Source organism: Selenomonas sp., assembly GCF_052169755.1.
Taxonomy (GTDB): Bacteria; Bacillota; Negativicutes; order Selenomonadales; family Selenomonadaceae; genus Selenomonas.
The window spans coordinates 1-18,017 of record NZ_JBQNBV010000028.1 but is presented as its reverse complement, the minus strand read 5'-3'; the positions used below and the strand labels follow the sequence as shown (position 1 = coordinate 18,017).

Annotated in this window: 21 protein-coding genes; all 21 read right to left on the bottom strand. The window is 56.9% G+C overall.

Going from position 1 to position 18,017, the window contains the following annotated elements; translation table 11 throughout:
- Positions 1 to 60: 60 nt before the first annotated feature.
- A complete protein-coding gene (rfbB, locus tag ACTTKG_RS03650) occupies positions 61 to 1,068 on the bottom strand; it encodes a dTDP-glucose 4,6-dehydratase (RefSeq protein ID WP_442672897.1) in 1,008 nt (335 codons plus the stop codon).
- On the bottom strand, positions 1,065 to 1,637 hold the full coding sequence (gene rfbC / locus ACTTKG_RS03645) for a dTDP-4-dehydrorhamnose 3,5-epimerase (RefSeq protein ID WP_442672896.1): 573 nt from the start codon (positions 1,635 to 1,637) through the stop codon (positions 1,065 to 1,067). The genes rfbB and rfbC overlap by 4 nt, the downstream gene beginning before the upstream one ends.
- An 11-nt stretch (positions 1,638 to 1,648) precedes the next feature.
- Positions 1,649 to 2,521: a glucose-1-phosphate thymidylyltransferase RfbA gene (rfbA, locus tag ACTTKG_RS03640; RefSeq protein ID WP_442672895.1), complete on the bottom strand. Its 873-nt coding sequence runs from the start codon at positions 2,519 to 2,521 to the stop codon at positions 1,649 to 1,651.
- A 27-nt stretch (positions 2,522 to 2,548) separates the two neighbouring features.
- Entirely contained in the window at positions 2,549 to 2,983 is a 435-nt protein-coding gene (locus ACTTKG_RS03635; RefSeq protein ID WP_315274709.1) for a hypothetical protein, read from the bottom strand.
- Positions 2,984 to 3,167: 184 nt separating this feature from the next.
- Positions 3,168 to 3,548 (bottom strand): universal stress protein, encoded by a 381-nt coding sequence (locus ACTTKG_RS03630; protein WP_442672894.1) that lies wholly within the window; start codon positions 3,546 to 3,548, stop codon positions 3,168 to 3,170.
- Between the two features lie 158 nt (positions 3,549 to 3,706).
- Entirely contained in the window at positions 3,707 to 3,877 is a 171-nt protein-coding gene (locus tag ACTTKG_RS03625) for a DUF362 domain-containing protein (RefSeq protein ID WP_442672893.1), read from the bottom strand.
- Complete coding sequence (locus tag ACTTKG_RS03620; protein WP_442672892.1) at positions 3,861 to 4,088, bottom strand: PASTA domain-containing protein; 228 nt, start codon at positions 4,086 to 4,088, stop codon at positions 3,861 to 3,863. The genes ACTTKG_RS03625 and ACTTKG_RS03620 overlap by 17 nt, the downstream gene beginning before the upstream one ends.
- On the bottom strand, positions 4,088 to 4,645 hold the full coding sequence (gene frr / locus ACTTKG_RS03615; protein ID WP_442672891.1) for a ribosome recycling factor: 558 nt from the start codon (positions 4,643 to 4,645) through the stop codon (positions 4,088 to 4,090). The genes ACTTKG_RS03620 and frr overlap by 1 nt, the downstream gene beginning before the upstream one ends.
- Complete coding sequence (gene pyrH, locus ACTTKG_RS03610; RefSeq protein ID WP_442672890.1) at positions 4,642 to 5,370, bottom strand: UMP kinase; 729 nt, start codon at positions 5,368 to 5,370, stop codon at positions 4,642 to 4,644. Before pyrH ends, frr begins: the two co-directional genes overlap by 4 nt.
- 202 nt (positions 5,371 to 5,572) lie before the next feature.
- Positions 5,573 to 6,448 carry a translation elongation factor Ts gene (tsf, locus tag ACTTKG_RS03605; RefSeq protein ID WP_442672889.1) on the bottom strand — a complete coding sequence of 292 codons (876 nt, stop codon included), beginning with the start codon at positions 6,446 to 6,448 and terminating at the stop codon, positions 5,573 to 5,575.
- Positions 6,435 to 7,157, bottom strand: coding sequence for a 30S ribosomal protein S2 (rpsB, locus tag ACTTKG_RS03600; RefSeq protein ID WP_442672888.1), 723 nt, complete (start codon positions 7,155 to 7,157; stop codon positions 6,435 to 6,437). The genes tsf and rpsB overlap by 14 nt, the downstream gene beginning before the upstream one ends.
- A 147-nt stretch (positions 7,158 to 7,304) precedes the next feature.
- The gene (locus ACTTKG_RS03595) at positions 7,305 to 8,744 is read right to left on the bottom strand and encodes an Rne/Rng family ribonuclease (RefSeq protein WP_442672887.1); all 1,440 of its coding nucleotides are present in this window, start codon (positions 8,742 to 8,744) and stop codon (positions 7,305 to 7,307) included.
- A gap of 77 nt (positions 8,745 to 8,821) precedes the next feature.
- Complete coding sequence (locus tag ACTTKG_RS03590; protein WP_442672886.1) at positions 8,822 to 9,505, bottom strand: TIGR03936 family radical SAM-associated protein; 684 nt, start codon at positions 9,503 to 9,505, stop codon at positions 8,822 to 8,824.
- The gene (locus ACTTKG_RS03585) at positions 9,502 to 11,355 is read right to left on the bottom strand and encodes a TIGR03960 family B12-binding radical SAM protein (RefSeq protein ID WP_442672885.1); all 1,854 of its coding nucleotides are present in this window, start codon (positions 11,353 to 11,355) and stop codon (positions 9,502 to 9,504) included. Before ACTTKG_RS03585 ends, ACTTKG_RS03590 begins: the two co-directional genes overlap by 4 nt.
- 179 nt (positions 11,356 to 11,534) lie before the next feature.
- Positions 11,535 to 12,638 carry a rod shape-determining protein RodA gene (gene rodA / locus ACTTKG_RS03580; RefSeq protein WP_442672884.1) on the bottom strand — a complete coding sequence of 368 codons (1,104 nt, stop codon included), beginning with the start codon at positions 12,636 to 12,638 and terminating at the stop codon, positions 11,535 to 11,537.
- A 21-nt stretch (positions 12,639 to 12,659) separates the two neighbouring features.
- Positions 12,660 to 12,938 carry a cell division topological specificity factor MinE gene (minE, locus tag ACTTKG_RS03575; RefSeq protein ID WP_442672883.1) on the bottom strand — a complete coding sequence of 93 codons (279 nt, stop codon included), beginning with the start codon at positions 12,936 to 12,938 and terminating at the stop codon, positions 12,660 to 12,662.
- Positions 12,931 to 13,734 carry a septum site-determining protein MinD gene (gene minD / locus ACTTKG_RS03570; protein ID WP_442672882.1) on the bottom strand — a complete coding sequence of 268 codons (804 nt, stop codon included), beginning with the start codon at positions 13,732 to 13,734 and terminating at the stop codon, positions 12,931 to 12,933. Before minD ends, minE begins: the two co-directional genes overlap by 8 nt.
- A 10-nt stretch (positions 13,735 to 13,744) precedes the next feature.
- Positions 13,745 to 14,455: a septum site-determining protein MinC gene (gene minC / locus ACTTKG_RS03565; RefSeq protein WP_442672881.1), complete on the bottom strand. Its 711-nt coding sequence runs from the start codon at positions 14,453 to 14,455 to the stop codon at positions 13,745 to 13,747.
- Between the two features lie 108 nt (positions 14,456 to 14,563).
- A complete protein-coding gene (gene mrdA, locus ACTTKG_RS03560) occupies positions 14,564 to 16,348 on the bottom strand; it encodes a penicillin-binding protein 2 (protein ID WP_442672899.1) in 1,785 nt (594 codons plus the stop codon).
- A 121-nt stretch (positions 16,349 to 16,469) separates the two neighbouring features.
- Positions 16,470 to 16,979, bottom strand: a complete 510-nt coding sequence (mreD, locus tag ACTTKG_RS03555; protein ID WP_442672880.1) for a rod shape-determining protein MreD — start codon at positions 16,977 to 16,979, stop codon at positions 16,470 to 16,472.
- Entirely contained in the window at positions 16,976 to 17,941 is a 966-nt protein-coding gene (gene mreC / locus ACTTKG_RS03550; RefSeq protein ID WP_442672898.1) for a rod shape-determining protein MreC, read from the bottom strand. The genes mreD and mreC overlap by 4 nt, the downstream gene beginning before the upstream one ends.
- Positions 17,942 to 18,017 lie beyond the last annotated feature (76 nt).

Below are 18,017 nucleotides of genomic sequence, written 5' to 3'. Positions count from 1 at the left end.
AGTTACTTTGCTAGTATACAGCACGAAAGGGAAAAGCGCAAGCTCTTTTTGCAAAAAATTTCATGTGCCCGGATATGCTTTTCGATAGCTGCCGTCGAGAATATGCTGCCACCATGCGCGGTTTTCCAGATACCATGCAATCGTGCGCTCGATGCCCTCTTCGAATCTCGTCTCGGGCAGCCAGCCGAGTTCCGTATGGATCTTCGTCGGATCGATCGCATAGCGGCGGTCGTGCCCCTTCCTGTCTGCCACATACGAGATGAGGCTCTCGGGCTTCTTCAAGGCGCGAAGGATGACCTTGACGACATCGATGTTGGCGCGTTCGTTGTGACCGCCGATGTTGTAGACTTCCCCCGTGCGGCCCTTCTGCAGCACGAGGTCGATGGCGCGGCAGTGGTCCTCAACGTAGAGCCAGTCGCGCACATTGGCGCCGTCGCCGTAGACGGGAAGCTTCTCGTCGGCAAGCGCCTTGACGATCATCAAGGGGATGAGTTTCTCGGGGAAATGGTACGGGCCATAGTTGTTCGAGCAGCGCGAGATCGTCACGGGCAGACCGTATGTGCGGCTGTAAGCGAGCACGAGGAGATCGGCGCTCGCCTTCGAGGATGAATACGGGCTCGACGTATGCAAGGGCGTCTCCTCGGTGAAGAAGAGGTCGGGGCGGTCGAGCGGCAAATCGCCGTAGACCTCATCCGTCGATACCTGATGGTAGCGCGAAATGCCGTACTCGCGGCAGGCATCCATGAGAGCGCTCGTGCCGATGATGTTTGTCTGCAGAAAGACCTCCGGCGTCTCAATCGAGCGGTCGACATGACTTTCCGCCGCGAAATTCACAACGATATCGGGTTTCTCGGCGCGAAAGAGCGCGTAGATCGCCTCGCGGTCGCAAATATTGCAGTGGACAAAATGAAAGCGCGGAATTTCTGCAAGGTCGCGCAGAGATTCATAATCGCCCGCATACGTCAGCGCATCGACGCAAAGAATCTCTGCATCCGCGTGCGCCTTCATCATATAGTGGACGAAATTGCTGCCGATAAAGCCGGCGCCGCCGGTCACAAGATACTTCACGCTTCTTCCTCCCCATAGACGAAATTGAGCTGAGATTCCCGCTCGGCGAGCGTCGGCGCAGCCTCGTCCTTCGCCGAAAGAACCGTCGGCGCGATCTCCCAGTCGACGCCGATGGCAGGATCGCTCCAAAGAATATTGCCGTCGCACTCGGGCGCATAGTAATTGTCCGCTTTGTACTGCACCTCGACGTCGTCCGTCAGTGTAATGAAGCCGTGCGCGAAACCGCGCGGAATCATCAGCTGCCGCTTGTTTTCCGCCGAAAGGCGCACGGAAACCCACTTCGCATACTGCGGCGATCCCTTTCGTATATCGACAGCGACATCGAGGATCTCACCGCGCGTGCAGCGCAGAAGTTTCGCCTGCGCCATAGGATTCTTCTGGTAGTGAAGTCCGCGCAGCGTACCCTTTTCCGCTGAGAAAGACTGATTGTCCTGCACGAAGTCGTAGAAGAGCCCCGCCTCTTCCATCTTCTTTTTCGACCAGCTCTCCATGAACCAGCCGCGTGCATCGCCGAACACCTTCGGTTCCAAGATAAAGACGCCCTTGAGGCGCGTTTCCGTCACATTCATTTCTCGTTCCCCTATCCCTTGACCAGCTGCTCCAAATAGCGTCCATAGTCGTTCTTCATCAAAGGCTGCGCGAGGCGCAGAACCTGCTCCGCATCAATATGTCCCATGCGGTAGGCGATCTCCTCGATGCAGGCGATCTTGAGACCCTGACGATCCTGAATCGTCTCGACGAACGTCGCCGCCTGCAGGAGAGACTCATGCGTGCCCGTATCGAGCCACGCGAACCCCCTGCGCATCTTCTCCACCTGAAGGTCGCCGCGCTCCAAGTACGCGCGGTTCACATCCGTGATCTCAAGCTCGCCGCGTGCCGACGGCTTGACCCCCTTCGCGATCTCTACGACATCGTTGTCGTAGAAGTACAGCCCCGTCACCGCATAATTCGAGCGCGGCGTCTCGGGCTTCTCTTCCAAACTGACAGCGCATCCCGTCTCATCGAACTCCACGACGCCGTAGCGCTTTGGATCGCGCACATAGTAGGCGAACACCGTTGCGCCTGCCTCGCGTGCCGCCGCACGCTGCAGGAGGCGCGCAAGATCGGCACCGTAGAAGATGTTGTCGCCCAAGACGAGCGCACAGCCGTCGCCGCCGATGAAATTCTCGCCGATGATGAACGCCTGCGCCAGGCCGTCGGGGCTCGGCTGCACGGCGTAAGAGATGTGGATGCCCCACTGGCTGCCGTCGCCGAGCATGGCGGAAAACATTGCGCTGTCCTGCGGCGTCGTGATGACGAGGATATCCTCCAGTCCTGCAAGCATCAATGTGCTCAGCGGATAATAGATCATCGGCTTGTCAAAAACCGGCATGAGCTGCTTCGACACGACCTTCGTCAGCGGATAGAGCCGCGTGCCCGAGCCGCCCGCCAAAATAATGCCTTTCTTCAGCACGAAATCACCTCTCGCACAATATGAACCTCAAACTTTTTGCCAGATCAATCCCATGAATTCGCTGTGGCGCTTCTTGATTTCCCGTGCGACGACACCTACAATCGTATTGACGAGATCCGCTGAATAATTCTTCTGCGTCATCGGGATACAAGCGTCAAGAATGACGGACGTATCGGGCGCGAGATAATACTTGAACAGCTTGTTGCCGTTGTTCAGACGCATGATGAAATTCGTCACCTCATAGGCGTTGTCATCGTTCAGCGCCTTCGGTGCGAGATTGGCGCGCACGATCACATAGATCGTATCGTCGAAAATGACCCCGAGCGGCACATACTGCCCCTGCACCTCAACGGTCGAGCGAAAGATCACGCTCTCATGCTCATCGCCAAGCTCCTCGCGCTCAAAGCTGTCAATCTTATGCCGCTGCAAATACCGCTTGAACTTCTCCGCTGCCTCTACCATAAAATTTCCTCCGTATATGCGAAATTCTTATCTTGCAATATTCCCCAAAGAGACAGGAAACTCCTGCCAAAGATTTATGGAAACACAGATAAAATGAAATCGTCCGAATCTGCACGAATGCGCTGCTTCCATAAAGAAAAGCAGCCCCGAAAGGCTGCTTTTCGCACACGTTGTTTTCCGAAACCTACTTTACCACCATCACAGGAACTTTCGACTCTTCGACGACCTTCTGACTGACGCTGCCGATCAAAGCGCCTTTGAAGAGACCGAGACCCCGACTGCCCATGATAATCATATCGCTCTTCTCCGAGTCGGCGATCTTCAAGATGGCTTTCGGCACATTGCCCGTTTCGACGTGCCTCGTCGCGCACATGTTCTCAGGAATCTTCTCCCAGATACGGTCAAAGACGAGATGGCTCGGAATGTCCTTGTTGATGTTGCTCGCCACATAGACGAAATCGAGACTTGCATTGCACTTCTCGGCAAAAGCGATCGCTTGATCCACAGCCTTGCAGCCATTGACCGAACCATCTACCGGCACGAGAATCTTGTTGATGCTGCCCATAGTAAACACCTCCAAGCGAACTTTTATTTCCTCTGTTGACTATTTCTATATCGAAGCGAAAATCCCTTTTTTATTTTACCATTTTTCTGAAAAAATTTCCTAAGGTCCACACAAAAGACAGACAAAAACCCGTTGCCGAAGCAACGGGTTTTCATACATCAAGGCGCGGAAATCGCGGAGACGGGACAGCCTTCCGCACATGCGCCGCATTCAACACACTTCTCTGCGTCAATCACATACTGGGACTCGCCCTCCGAGATCGCCTCGACGGGACAGGTACCAGCGCACGAACCGCACGAAATGCACTCTTCGCTAATCTTGTAAGCCATGACAGGACACCTCCTTTCGCAGCCGCGCTGCAAGCACGAGCTTGATCTTATCGCCTTCTCGCCTCTGCCGCACGACATAGGGAGACTGCTCATCTATCGGAAAAAAGTCTTTCGCGGGGCGTGTCCATTCAACCTCGCAGCAAAGACCGAGCGCCGCAAGGCGCTCCTTAGCCTTCTGCCACGGAATCCCCAAAACATCGACTTCTTCCATCAGACTTCCATGATTTCCTTTTCCTTGACGATACGCGCATCATCGACAGCTTTGATGTATTTGTCGACGAGCTTCTGCATATCGTCCTGCCCCTTCTTCGCCTCGTCCTCGGTGATTTCTTTCGCCTTTTCGAGCTTCTTCACCTGTTCATTCGCATCGCGGCGAATATTACGGATCGCGACTTTCGCGTCCTCCGTCTTCTTGTTCAGCGACTTCACAAGTTCCGTGCGGCGCTCCTGTGTGAGCTGCGGAATGGAAAGGCGTACCGCCGTGCCGTCGGAATTCGGCGTGAGACCAAGCTCCGACTTCATGATCGCCTTCTCAATGTCATGCAGAATCGTTTTTTCCCAAGGCGTGATCATGAGCATACGCGGCTCGGGTACGGCAATCGCCGCAACCTGGCTCACGGGCGTGGGCTGACCGTAGTAATCAACCATCACGCGATCGAGGAGCGCAGGGGTTGCGCGTCCGGCACGCAGCGATCCAAAGTCGCGGCGCAGCGCTTCGAGCGTCTTCTTCATGCGGTCTTCCTGGGCATGGAAAATGTCCTTGATCATGCTTCTTCCCCCCCTACAATCGTGCCGATATCCTCGCCGACCGCAGCCTTGAGGATGTTTTCATACTTGTCAATATTGAATACGACGATGGGAATCTTGTTGTCCATGCAAAGACTCGTCGCTGTCGAATCCATGACGGCAAGACCGCGCTGCAGAACTTCAATGTACGCGAGACGCGTGAACTTCTTCGCCCCGGGATTCTTGCGCGGGTCGGAATCATAGACGCCGTCGACACCCTTCTTCGCCATGAGGATGACGTCCGCCTCGATCTCGGCAGCGCGAAGAGCCGCCGTCGTATCGGTCGAAAAATACGGATTTCCCGTGCCCGCCGCCAAGATTACGACGCGCCCCTTTTCAAGATGGCGCACCGCCTTGCGGCGAATGTACGGCGCGGCGATCTGGCGCATCTCGATGGCGCTCTGCACGCGCGTATCGACGTCAATATTTTCGAGCGAACTCTGCAAAGCAAGCGAGTTCATGACCGTCGCCAGCATTCCCATATAGTCCGCCTGCGCACGATCCATGCCCTTGTCGCTCCCTGCGAGCCCGCGCCAGATATTGCCGCCGCCGACGACAACAGCAATGTCAATGCCGTGCTCACGCACCTTCTTGATTTCTGCCGCAATGGCGTCGACCGTAGGCAAATCAATACCAAAGCCCTGATTTCCGGCGAGAGACTCACCGCTGAGCTTCAAAACGACGCGTTTGTAGCTGGCAATATCCAAAATAATCGTCCCCCTTGCAGAAATCTTTCGATCACTGTCATCGTGCCGTTCTTTTTCCTATTCGACGGGATGGAAGATAATCCTTTTAGGAAGCACTGATAAATTCAGCCTCCTATCTTCAAAACGCAGGAAAAACGGCAGGAAAAAAGCTGCCGCACAGAAATCATTTTCAAAATCACCATGCGGCAGCTTTCCTTATTTCTTAGCCTTTGATCTGAGCAGCGACCTCAGCTGCGAAGTCCTCCGACTTCTTCTCCAGACCTTCGCCAAGCTCAAAGCGCACGAAGCGCTCTGCCTTGACGTCGCCAAGTACTTCCTTGACATTCTTGTCCGGATCCTTGACGAAGGGCTGCTCAAGCAAGCAGACTTCCTGATAGAACTTGTTGATGCGTCCCTCGACCATACGTTCTACGATCTTCTCGGGCTTGCCCTCTTCAAGAGCCTGCGCACGCAGAACTTCCTTCTCATGCTCAAGCTCTTCCGCTTTCACGCCCGAACGATCGATCGCCGTCGGCGCCGAAGCTGCGATGTGCATGGCGACGTCCTTGCCGATCTCCGCTGTGCCGCCGGAAAGGTCGACGAGTACGCCGATCTTGCCGCCCATGTGGATGTAGCTCGCAATGCGGCCCGAAGCATTTTCATAGCGCTCAAAACGGCGCAGAGAAATCTTCTCACCGATACTCGCGACAGCCTCCGTTACGATCTCCGCCACCGTCTTGCCATCAAGCGTGCTCGCGTTCAAGGCATCCATATCGGCAGGATTCGTCTCAGCGATGTGCTTGACGATCTTATCGCAAAGCTCATGGAATTTCTCTGTGACAGCGACAAAGTCCGTCTCGCAGTTGATCTCGACGAGTGCAGCGACCTTCGCATCGTCCGCGACATAAGCCGCGACGACGCCTTCGGAAGCGATGCGGCCGGCCTTCTTCTCAGCCTTGGCAATGCCCTTCTCGCGCAGGTAATCGATCGCCTTGTCCATGTCGCCGTCGGTCTCCGTCAGCGCTTTCTTGCAGTCCATCATGCCTGCGCCCGTACGCTCGCGCAGCTCCTTGACCATCTTTGCGTCAATCTTTGCCATCTTGCGCCTCCTCGCCTGCACCTGCCTGCCCCTGACGACCCTCGACGACGGCGCTCGCCATCGCGCTCGTCAAAAGGCGGACGGCGCGAATCGCATCGTCGTTGCCCGGAATCACATAGTCAATCTCATCGGGATCGCAGTTCGTATCGACGATCGCGACGATGGGAATATTGAGCTTCTTTGCCTCGGCGACGGCGATGCGCTCCTTGCGCGGATCGACGACGAAGAGCGCGCCCGGCAGGCGGTTCATCTCCTTGATGCCGCCGAGGAACTTCTCCAGCTTCGTCATCTCATGACGCAGCTGCAGGACTTCCTTCTTCGTCAGGACATCGAACGTGCCGTCCTCTTCCATGCGCTCAAGATCCTTCAAGCGGCGGATGCGCTTCTGGATCGTCTGATAGTTCGTCAACATGCCGCCGAGCCAGCGCTCGTTGACATAGAACATCTCAGCCTTCGTCGCCTCTTCCTTCACGGCGTCCTGCGCCTGCTTCTTCGTGCCGACGAAGAGAACGCTCTTGCCCTCTTCCGCCAAGCTGCGAAGGAAGTTGTACGCCTCGTCAACCTTGCGCACGGTCTTCTGCAAATCAATGATGTAGATGCCGTTCCTCTCCGTGAAGATGTACTTCGCCATCTTCGGGTTCCAACGGCGGGTCTGATGTCCGAAATGGACGCCAGCCTCCAAAAGTTGTTTCATAGAAACTACTGCCATAATTGGTGCACCTCCTGTTTTTTCCTCCGCGCCCCTCATCCTCTGCACCACTCCCAAAGGAGCACAGGGCAGACGTCCGTGCGCGTGCGTTATATAGACACCGTGAAAAATTTTAGCATAGATGGGGTGGAAAAGCAAGTGGGAAAATCAATCTTCCTTCGGCAAGATCGTGTAGCTTTCGAGCGCCATGACGTCCTTGGCGACGACAGTCAGGCAGAGCGCGAGTTCGGCGGCGAGATGTGTTAAAGGCTCGGCGGCTTCCACGGCGCGTGCTATGCGTCCGGCGACTTCGATCTCATAGGCGCCCGCGTGCGCCTTGCTCTCCAAGCGGCGGATGTCGCGGCAGATCTTGATGGCGATGGTCTCGGGCGATTCGACCCTGCCCCGACCGTGGCAGTAGGGGCACGGGCTGTAGATGATGCTCTCTAAGTTCTGCCGCGACTTCTTGCGCGTGATCTCGATGAGGCCGAGCGCCGTGATATCGACGACGTTCGTCTTCGTGCGGTCGAAACGTACGCGGTCGCGCAGGAAGGCGAGGAGTTTCTCCTTCTGATCTTCGGCGTCCATGTCGATGAAGTCGACGAGGATGATGCCGCCGATATCTCTAAGGCGTATCTGCTTCAGGATCTCCGCCGCCGCTTCGAGGTTCGTGCGGTAGACCGTGTCGCCAAGATTTGCGCTGCCGACGTAGCGCCCCGTGTTCACGTCGATGGCGGTCAGCGCCTCCGTCTTGTCGATGACGATGGAGCCGCCCGAGGGCAGCATGACCTCGCGCTCGCCGAGCCGCTCGATCTCCGCTTCGACGCCATAGCGGCGAAAGAGCGGCTCGCGCTCTTCATAGAGGTGAACGCGCTCGGCAAGCTCCGGCGAAATGGATTCGACGAGTTCCGTCACACGGCGATACGCATCGGCATCGTCGATGTGGAGGGCATCGATTTCTTCCGTAAAGGAATCGCGCACAAGGCGCACGATGAGATCAGCATCACGGTAAAGCAGCGCCGGCGCTTTTGCCATCTTATTCTTCGCCTGCAGGGTCTGCCAGAGACGCACGAGGCGTTCGACGTCCTCTCGGAAGCTCTCTTCCGTCTGCCCGTGCGCGGCTGTTCGTATGATGAGGCCCATGCCCTCGGGGCATATACGCGCGGCAATCTCTTTGAGCCTCGTGCGCTCGGCTTCGCCCTCGATACGGCGCGAGATGCCGATATAGGATGCCGTCGGCATGAGGACGACGTTCCTGCCGGGGATCGAAAGGTGCATCGTCGCACGCGGTCCTTTCGTACCGATAGCATCCTTCGTGATCTGCACGGGGATCCTTTGCCCGATGTGGATACGCGCCGCAGGCATCGTACCTTTCGCTCCTTCATGCGGCAGACCGTCGCCAATATAGAGGAACGCATTCTTCTCCCAGCCGATGTCAACGAAAGCCGCCTGCATCCCCGGCAGGACGTTCTGCACCTGTCCCTTGTAGATATTGCCGACGAGGTGCGACTGTGACTCGCGCTCGACCTCGACCGCCAGAAGCTCGTCGCTTTCCACGATCGCCATGCGCGTTTCTTCGGGGGTGCAGTTTACAAGAATGGTTTTCATCACATCAACTCCATCGTTGGGGAACTACACGCACAAACGTCCAGTTTCACGCTAAACTTTCAAGGAGAAAATCGGTCTTACGATTCGATCAGGGCGAAAAGGTCTTTGCCGCCCGAAAGGAGCGCCGTGCGGTGGATCTTCGCCTGCTTCGGCTCTATGTTCAAGCCGAAGTCGTGCGCCAACAGTTCGACCGCTTCGCCGGGCTTCAAACTGCCCGACGGCGTGACGGCGATGGCGATGGTCAAAAGCAGCTCTTGACCATCTTTTTCGACGTGCATTTTCTTCAGGTATGCCTTCGCATCAACCTCGCGCGTCTTTTTCGGCAGAATGCGGCGATAGATGACCTCCGACGCGGCGAAAAAAGCAGCGACGGCACACTGCGCCGCCTCCTCCGCTCCCGCATAGGGCACGCGCACGCAGTACTCGGCGCGATCAACCGCCGCCATCAGTGACTTTGCCTTGCCCTCGTAGGGCACAAGACGCAGCAGACGCACCCCCGTCGGCAAGGCGGCGGCAAGTCTGTCCCACGCTTCCGGCTGGGAGATGCGATGCGAAAGTTCCACGTCCATGACCTCAGCTTCACTCGTCACACCCACGGCGAGCGCCGAGGCGAAGGAAAACTTCATGTGCGGATTGAACCCCTCCGAGTAGGCGACAGGCAGTTTGGCGCGGCGAATCGCCCGCTCGATGAGAGCCGCATAGTCGAGATGCGAGATGAAGCGGATCTCCTCGCCCTTCGTCAAGAGTGCGCGCAGTTTCATGCCTCTGCCCTCCAATCGACAACCTCGCAATGAAGCGCAGGACAGACGCCGCAGCCCGTGCAGGCTTCGCGGCGGCAATCGTGCGTGAGCGCCGCTTCCTGCGCACGCTGCCACTCGCGCCGTAAGAAGTCCTGCGATACGCCCGGACTTGTATGCGCCCACGGCAAAGCTTCATGCAGATCGCGCGTGCGCCGGCTGTAGAACTCGGGCGCAACGCCGCAGCTTTGAAAAGCGTCCTTCCAGACCTCGTCCTTGAACTGATCCGTCCAGCCGTCAAACTTCGCGCCGTTTCGCCACGCCGTTTCGATGACGGGTGCGAGTCTGCGGTCGCCGCGCGAAAGTGCGCCTTCGAGGACGCTCGCGCGTGCGTCGTGGTAATGGAAGGAAATGGCGCGGTCGCGTATGCTCGCCTTCAAAAGCTGCTGCCTGCGCTCAAACTCTTCCTGCGGCACCTGCGCGAACCATTGAAACGGCGTGTACGCCTTCGGCACGAAACACGAAACGGACACCGTGACCCTGACGCCGCGCTTTCCCTTGACTTCCTTGTAGCAATCGACGACCTTCTGCGCAAGCTCGGCGATGCCGACGACGTCCTCATCGCGCTCCGTCGGCAGCCCCATCATGAAATAGAGCTTGACCGCTTTCCACCCCTGTTCGAATGCCGTGCGCACCGAGTGCAGCAGGTCGTCTTCCGTCACATTCTTATTGATGACATCACGCAAGCGCTGCGTGCCCGCTTCGGGCGCGAACGTCAGACTGCTCTTTCGCACTTGCTGCAGGCGCTCGGCGATGTCAACGGAGAAACTGTCGATGCGCAAAGACGGCAGGGAAAAGCTCACGCGCTCACCCTCTGTGTCTTTGAGCAGTTCATCGACAAGCGGCGCAAGACATGAGTAATCGGCAGACGAGAGCGAGGTCAGGGACATCTCGTTGTAGCCTGTTGCGTCGAACAGTGTACGCGCCAGACGCTTGAGCGTCTCGGGGCGGCGCTCGCGTACGGGACGATACGCCATGCCCGCCTGGCAAAAGCGGCAGCCGCGCGTACAGCCGCGAAACAGCTCAAGCATGAGGCGATCATGGACAACACCGAGGTACGGCACGATGGGCTTTTCCAAGAACGGCGCTGCATCAAGATCGCGTACAATGCGCCGATGAATTTGCAGCGGCGCAGCTTCGTCGAGAACGCGCAGCCCCGTGAACATGCCCGTTTCATCGTACTCGGGCGCATAAAAGGACGGCACGTAGACGCCTGCGACATTTGCGACGCGGCGCAGGAAGCCGCTTCTGCCGCCCAAACGCCCTTCTTTCTTCCACGCAAGCCATGCGTCGCATACCTCGACCACGATCTCCTCCCCATCGCCGAGCACGAAGAAGTCGAAGAAGTCGGCGATCGGCTCCGTATTATAGACGCAGGGACCGCCGCCAATGACGAAGGGATGCTCGTCCGTGCGCTCCGCCGCATGAAGAGGTATGCCTGCGAGATCGAGCATATTGAGCGTGTTCGTAATCAAAAGCTCGTATTGCAGAGAAAATCCGACAATGTCAAAGGAAGAAATTTCTCGGAATGTTTCCAGCGAAAAGAGCGGTATATTGCGACGGCGCATCTCCGCTTCCATATCGAGCCAAGGCGCATAAACACGTTCCGCCGCGACATCATCGCGGCGGTTCAAAATCTCATAGAGAATTTTCAGCCCGAGGTTTGACATGCCGACCTCATAGACGTCCGCCATCGCAAGCGCAATGCGGCAAAGGACGGCTGAGGAGTCTTTCGGCTGCGCGTTCCATTCGCCGCCCGTATAGCGTGCGGGCTTCTCCACAGCCTGAAGCATATCCTGTTCCAACTTGACCATAAATCCTCCCATGAATCTAAGGAAGCGCTGATAAAATGAGGTCGCCCAGATTCGCACAGATGCGCTGTATCTATCGAGGAGACAAACCACAGGCGTAGCGGTGCTACGTCGAGGATTTGTCGACGACGAGAGGACAGCGCAGATGTGTGAAGATGGGGGGCTGAATTTATCAGTGATTCCTAAAATAAAAGTTTTGCCTTTCGCATGTGAATATTAAGCAAAATCGTGATCGCAAGCAAATTTGTCGTCAAAGAGCTGACGCCGTAACTCATGAGCGGCAGCGGTATGCCCGTAACGGGCATGATGCCCGTCGTCATGCCGACGTTGACGAGGACGTGAAACGCGAGCATCGAAGTGATGCCGACGGCAAGGAGCCGACCGAAAGCGTCGCTGGCATCACGCGCAATCTTCACGCCGCGCCAAAGCACGACGAGGTACAAGAGAAGAAGTACGGCTGCGCCGATGAATCCCAGCTCTTCGCCCACGACAGCGAAGATGAAGTCTGTGTGGTTCTCCGGCAGGAAGTTCAGCTGGCTTTGCGTGCCGCCGAAAAGCCCCTTGCCGAAAAGCAGTCCCGAGCCGATGGCGATCTTCGATTGAATGATGTGATAGCCGGATCCCAAGGGATCGACGCTCGGATCGAGAAAAACTTTGAGCCGCATCTTCTGATAGTCCTTCAAGAAGAGCCAGAGAAGCGGCGACGCCGCGACGCCCGCCGCGAATGATACGGCGAGGATGCGAAGATTCACCCCCGCCACGAAAATCATGCCAAGAAGAATTGCGATAAATACGAGCGAAGTGCCAAGGTCGGGCTGCTTCAATACGAGGAAGAATGGCAGAGCCACATAACCGACGACAGGCAAGATGTCATGCAAAGTGTTGAGCTTTCCAACACGATCTTCTAAGAGAGCGGCAAGTGCGATGATCATGATGATTTTCGAAAACTCCGACGGCTGCAGCGTAATGGGACCGAGCTGAATCCAACGCTGCGCACCGAGCGCCGTCTGCCCGATCAGCATGACAAGGAGCAGCATGACGACATTGACGATGTAGAGATTCCTGCCGTATCTTTGCAGCGCCTTATAGTCAAAATTCATCAAAAAGATCGCAAAAAGTACATTCAAGACGACGAACACACCCTGCTTCTGGACAAACCAATAGTGCTCGCCGTCGGCGGTGTTGATGTGCGTAGCGCTGCTGATGACGACGAGGCTCATGACGATGATCGCCGCCGTCGCGCCGATCAAGGTGAAGTCCATGCGCCTGAGCCAACGCTTGTTCATTTTCCTCTGCGCCTCCGATTCTTAAAACCCATGATTTGTCTTGGGCTTCATCTTGCTCACGGGAATGTTCGCGATGAGCGCGACGGAATCCTGATCGTTGGCAAGCGAAATCTCCATATCCTTCTGGTTGATTTCCACATAGTTGGAAATGACACGGATGATGTCGTTTTTGATCTTATCCATGACCTCCGGCGACACGCTCAAGCGATCGTGAATCAAGACGACTTTAAGTCGATCATGCGCGATCTGGCGCGACGATTTTCCCTGTTTGCCGAAGATCTTGAGCAACGCCTCAATCATCGCGCTTCCCCCTTCCGAGAATCATATTCTTCAAACGCTGTAAAAAGCTCTCGTTCGGCACTTCGAGGAACGGTACGTCCTCACCCATGATGCGCGAGACGACGTTGGCATACGCCTTGCCCGCAAGCGAATTCACATTGTCAATGACAGGTTCGCCGCGATTTGCCGAATCAATGACCTTCTCATCGTCAGGCACTTGTCCGATGCACGGCAGCGACAGAATATCATTGATCGCATCCATATCGAGCATCGTGCCGTCTTTGACCATCTGTGCGCGGATACGGTTGACGACGAGTTTGATCTCCTTGCCGTCGTTTTGCAGACGACCGATGATCTTATCGGCGTCACGCACGGCGGCGATCTCGGGCATCGTGACGACGATCGCCCAATCCGCTGCGATGACCGCCGTCTGGAATCCCTGCTCGATGCCCGCCGGGCAATCGACGATGATATAGTCGAACTCATCCTTCATCTCGGCGATGAGTTCCTTCATCTGCTCAGGCTCGATCGCCGATTTATCCGCCACCTGCGACGTCGGCATCAAAAAGAGCGTCTCGTACTTCTTATGCCGCACGAGCGCCCTCTTGTACGTCGTGCGCTTCTGTATGACATCGACGAGCGTATAGACGATACGGCGCTCAAGCCCCAAGAGCAAATCGAGATTCCTAAGCCCCGTATCGGTGTCGATAAGCACGACCTTCTTGCCGCGCTTCGCAAGCCCCACGCCAATATTCGCCGTGGTTGTCGTCTTGCCGACCCCGCCTTTTCCCGAAGTGATAACGATAACTTCTGCCATCGGCTGCTTCCTACCTTTCTATCGGTTCGATAACGATTTGCCCATCCTTTACGAGCGCCCGCTCGGCAAGCTCAGGCTTTTCATACTGCTCGGGCGACTGTGCGATGACGTCGGCGATGCGAATCTGCACGGGCATCAGATGATCGGCGATGATGCAGGCGCTCCTGTCGCCGTAAGCGCCCGCATGGACGATGCCGCGGCAGGTGCCGCGTATGTCGATGCTGCCGCCCGCGATGACCTGCGCACCGGGATTCACATTCCCCAAGATGAGCACCGAGCCGCGGCTCTGCACCTCCTGCCCGCCGCGAAGCGTGCGGTTCACGACGAGCATCTGCGTGTCCTTGAACGTCTCGTCCTCCGGCGCCGACGCTTCTGCTTTCGAAAGCGCCGCCTCGTTTCCGACAGACGGCAGAGCGCCCGCGCCGCCACTTGCCGCGGCTCCTCTCAAAGCGCCGGATAAAGCAGTTTTTGCACCCGATTCCGCCTTCATCTCTCGAAAATACAAGCCATGCTGCAAAAAGAGCTTCTTGAGAACGAGACTTTCCTTCGCCGTAAACGTCCCTGTACGCCACTCAATGACGGTACCGCGCCGAAAAAACAGTGCGCTTGATTCCAACTTCTCACGAATCTCCCGCTCGACGGCGGAAAACTCAGGCTTTCCCGTAAGTACGAGCAGAAGCCCCGTTTTCAGCCCCTTGAACAATACGCTTTCTTTCTCCATGATTTCCTCGCTTTATGCGTGTGCGGCGATGCGCCGCATGAAGGATTCCAGAAACGACTGCGGCATCTTTGCCTGCATCATTTCTCCCTGATTAACGTTTCTATTATATCAAGTTTTTTGCCTCGCCGCCACTTCTTGACGGACAGCTTTGACTTCGGGCGTATCGAGATTGAATGCCGCATCAAGGATCTTCTTGCCAATCGGCACGGCGGACAGAGATCCGAAGCCGCCCTGCTCGACGATGACGGCGACGACTATCGTCGGGTTGCTGAAAGGTCCGTAGGCGACAAACCAGCCATGATCGCGCCCGTGTGAGTTTTCCGCCGTGCCCGTCTTTCCTGCAATGTCAATCGGATACATCGCGCCAAAAGCCGCCGCTGCCGTACCGTACTTCGTGACGTCACGAAGCCCCTGCTGCACGAGGGAGATGACCTCGGGGCGCACGTCAAGTCTGCCGATGCGCTTAGGCTTGATCGTATCGACCGTCTTGCCGTCGGGGCCGATGATGCGCTGCACGAGATGCGGCTGATAGCGGTCGCCGTTTGCTGCAATCGCGCCCATGACCTGAGCCGCCTGCAGGGGCGTCACGAGATCGAAGCCCTGCCCAATCGCCGCATCGAAAGTCTCGGAAAGATACCAATCGTCCTCATAAACCTTCTTTTTGTACTCGCGGCTCGGCACAAGCCCTTCAGCCTCATAGGGCAGGTCAATGCCCGTTTTAGAGCCAATGCCGAACATGCGCGCGTATTCGCCGAGACGATCGACGCCAAGACGGTTGCCCATCTCATAGAAGTAGACATTGTCCGAGTGAGCGAGCGCCTGAATGAAGTTGATCGGACCGAGCGCTTCGCCGCCCGCGTTGCCTTTCGGAATGAGCCAATGGCGTCCGGAATCGTAAATGATCTCGTTCGGCGAGACGACGTTCTCCTGCAAAGCAGCGGTGCCCGTGACAATCTTGAAGGTCGATCCCGGCGGATACTCGCCTGTGATCGCCTTGTTGTCCATCGGATGATACGGGTTTTCGTTGATGAGCTTCCAATCTTTCGTCGATATGCCATTGACAAAAAGGTTCGGATCAAAGGACGGGCGGCTCACGAGAGCGAGCACCTCTCCCGTCTGCGGATTCAGAACGACGGCTGCCGCCGCATTGGCGCCGATGGCGGAAAGCTGCTGATCAATGGCGCGCTCGGCTGCAACTTGAATCATTGCGTCAATCGTCAAGACGAGGTCGTTCCCCGCGACCGGCGCCTTCGTGCCGAGATTGTTCACCGGCTTGCCCGCGACATCGACTTCAACCTGCCTGCCGCCGTCCGTGCCGCGCACCTCTTTGTCGTAGATGCGCTCCAAGCCGAATTTGCCGATAATATCGCCCGACTTATAGCCTTCATCCTTGCGTTTTTCAAGTTCCTCGTTGCTGATTTCGCTGACGTAGCCGAATATGTGCGCCCCCCATGTCTTGTAAACGTAGTCGCGGATCGGCTGCGCCTCGATCATGACGCCGGGATACTTGTCGCGCTGCTCCTCAACGATCGTATAGACTTCCGGCCCGACGTCCTGCTTGATGCGTATAGGATCGAATCCCACATGCGCGTCAATCTTCTTGTGAATCTCATCCGTCGGCACATGAAGGAGGGCGGACAAACGCTCGATGACGTCTTCGGGAACCGCTCCCGACAAAGGCAGAAGCGAAACGGTGAAGCTCGGCCGGTTCATGACGAGCGGCGTACCGTTGCGGTCGAAAAAGTTGCCGCGCGGCGCAACGCTCGGAATGATGCGGATGCGGTTGCCGTCGGCAAGGCTCGCGTAATAATTGCCGTCGTATATCTGGAGATAGACGAGCCGCAGGAGAAGCACGATGATGACGGCGACGATGACGCCGCCGAGCACACGCATACGCCCTGCATACTCGTTTTCATTTTCTTCCAAAGGTATATCTCCCCATTCAGACAATAAGACACCCCGCGAGGTGCCTTGATCCTTTTCCTTTCCTTGCAGGGAAGCGGCGCACGGGACGTCATCTTCCCCCGCGTCGCTTCTTCGTCCATTCCTGCATACGGTTCGTCGCACGGTAGACGGGATAGGCAAAGAAAATGTTGAAGCAGAGCGCCGGAAGAAGCGTCTTGCCAATGTAGAGCAGACTGAAACTGTAGCCAAGAAGCAGCATGAGAACGAGCACGAAGAAGTAATGCGCCGTCGTCGCCCACATCGTCGCCATCGCAGGCAGGAACACAGGATCCTTGAACACGTTTCGGGAAAAAGCGCCCGTAACATAGCCGATGATCGTCAAGACAAACACGTCCATGCCGAAGAACATGCCCGTCGCAAGATCCTGCAAAAGCCCTGTCATGAAGCCTAAAAATGCACCGCGGCGCGCACCGTAAAGGAGACTCCACGAGACGGTAAAGACCAGCATGAGATTCACCGAAACGCCGTTCCACGAAAAGATCGGAAAAAGCGACGTCTGCAAAACGAAGAGTCCCAGCACGAACGCAATCCACAGAAGAATCTTGCGGTAGCTGATCATGGCCGCGCACCTGCCTCGCGTTTTTGACTGCTCTGCGGCTGCACAGCAGGCTGCTCGTTCTGCTGGCGCCGGGTCGGCTGCTGCGGTGCGGCAGGCTGCGGTGTGGCAGGCTGCGGTTTCGTCGGCGTCGGAGCTGGCTGCGCCGCTTGGCGCTGCGCTTCTTCCGCCTCGCGCTTTGCCTGCTCCGCCGCCTTCACTGCAGCCGGATCCGTTTCCGTACCCGGCGTCTGCGGCGGCGGTGTAATCGGCGCGGGCGGCGCTTCGCGCGATGCTACAATGACGACGACATCCTCCAAGCGCTGAAAATCAACGGCAGGCTCCAAAACCGCATACTTTAAGAGCCCTCCCTCATCGTTCTTCAATGCCTTGACCGTACCGACAAGGACGCCCTTGGGGTAGACGCCGCCGTAGCCCGAAGTCACGACGACATCGCCCTCGACGACATCGGCAGACTTGGGGATATTCTTCATGCGCGGCATCAAAGCGTTCGCAGGATCCCCTTCGACGATACCTGCAACGCGCGACTCCTGCCGCTGCACGAGAGTACCGACAGCCGCACGCGGGTCAAGGATCAGCTGTACCTTCGAGGAGTACGGAGCCGCCTCGACGACGACGCCGACAAGCCCCTTCTCCGTCACTACAGGCATGTTCTCATGCACGCCGCTCGCCGTGCCTCGATCAATGACGATGACGCCCGACCATGTCGCATAATCGCGTCCGATGACACGCGCCGCCACGAGGTCAAACTGCGTCTTTTCCTGTTTGTAGCCAAGAAGAGCCTTGAGACGCGCATTCTCGGCAAACGCCTCATTTGCTTCGAGGTTCTGTACGCGCAGCGCCTCCACCTCATTTTTCAGCAGACAGTTTTGATCGTAGACGTAATAAACTTCCCAAAACTCCGTACTGAGATGATGCACCTTGTCGCCCACCCAAGCCGTAACCGATTGGAAAGGACGCAGCACCGTCAACGCAGCGCGGCTCAGGAAAGGGGACTGGAATCTGCCTCTGCCCGCGAAAAAAAATCAAGCAGAGGATACA

Coding starts and splice junctions, on each gene's coding strand:
- tsf (WP_442672889.1), bottom strand. CDS start 6,448: ATGGCAAAGATTGACGCAAAGATGGTCAAGGAGCTGCGCGAGCGTACG.
- rodA (WP_442672884.1), bottom strand. CDS start 12,638: ATGAACAAGCGTTGGCTCAGGCGCATGGACTTCACCTTGATCGGCGCG.
- minC (WP_442672881.1), bottom strand. CDS start 14,455: ATGGAGAAAGAAAGCGTATTGTTCAAGGGGCTGAAAACGGGGCTTCTG.
- frr (WP_442672891.1), bottom strand. CDS start 4,645: ATGATCAAGGACATTTTCCATGCCCAGGAAGACCGCATGAAGAAGACG.
- ACTTKG_RS03590 (WP_442672886.1), bottom strand. CDS start 9,505: ATGAAACTGCGCGCACTCTTGACGAAGGGCGAGGAGATCCGCTTCATC.
- rfbC (WP_442672896.1), bottom strand. CDS start 1,637: ATGAATGTGACGGAAACGCGCCTCAAGGGCGTCTTTATCTTGGAACCG.
- ACTTKG_RS03635 (WP_315274709.1), bottom strand. CDS start 2,983: ATGGTAGAGGCAGCGGAGAAGTTCAAGCGGTATTTGCAGCGGCATAAG.
- minE (WP_442672883.1), bottom strand. CDS start 12,938: ATGATTGAGGCGTTGCTCAAGATCTTCGGCAAACAGGGAAAATCGTCG.
- rpsB (WP_442672888.1), bottom strand. CDS start 7,157: ATGGCAGTAGTTTCTATGAAACAACTTTTGGAGGCTGGCGTCCATTTC.
- minD (WP_442672882.1), bottom strand. CDS start 13,734: ATGGCAGAAGTTATCGTTATCACTTCGGGAAAAGGCGGGGTCGGCAAG.
- ACTTKG_RS03625 (WP_442672893.1), bottom strand. CDS start 3,877: ATGGCTTACAAGATTAGCGAAGAGTGCATTTCGTGCGGTTCGTGCGCT.
- ACTTKG_RS03620 (WP_442672892.1), bottom strand. CDS start 4,088: ATGGAAGAAGTCGATGTTTTGGGGATTCCGTGGCAGAAGGCTAAGGAG.
- ACTTKG_RS03630 (WP_442672894.1), bottom strand. CDS start 3,548: ATGGGCAGCATCAACAAGATTCTCGTGCCGGTAGATGGTTCGGTCAAT.
- mreD (WP_442672880.1), bottom strand. CDS start 16,979: ATGATCAGCTACCGCAAGATTCTTCTGTGGATTGCGTTCGTGCTGGGA.
- mrdA (WP_442672899.1), bottom strand. CDS start 16,348: ATGCGTGTGCTCGGCGGCGTCATCGTCGCCGTCATCATCGTGCTTCTC.
- ACTTKG_RS03595 (WP_442672887.1), bottom strand. CDS start 8,744: ATGAAAACCATTCTTGTAAACTGCACCCCCGAAGAAACGCGCATGGCG.
- ACTTKG_RS03585 (WP_442672885.1), bottom strand. CDS start 11,355: ATGGTCAAGTTGGAACAGGATATGCTTCAGGCTGTGGAGAAGCCCGCA.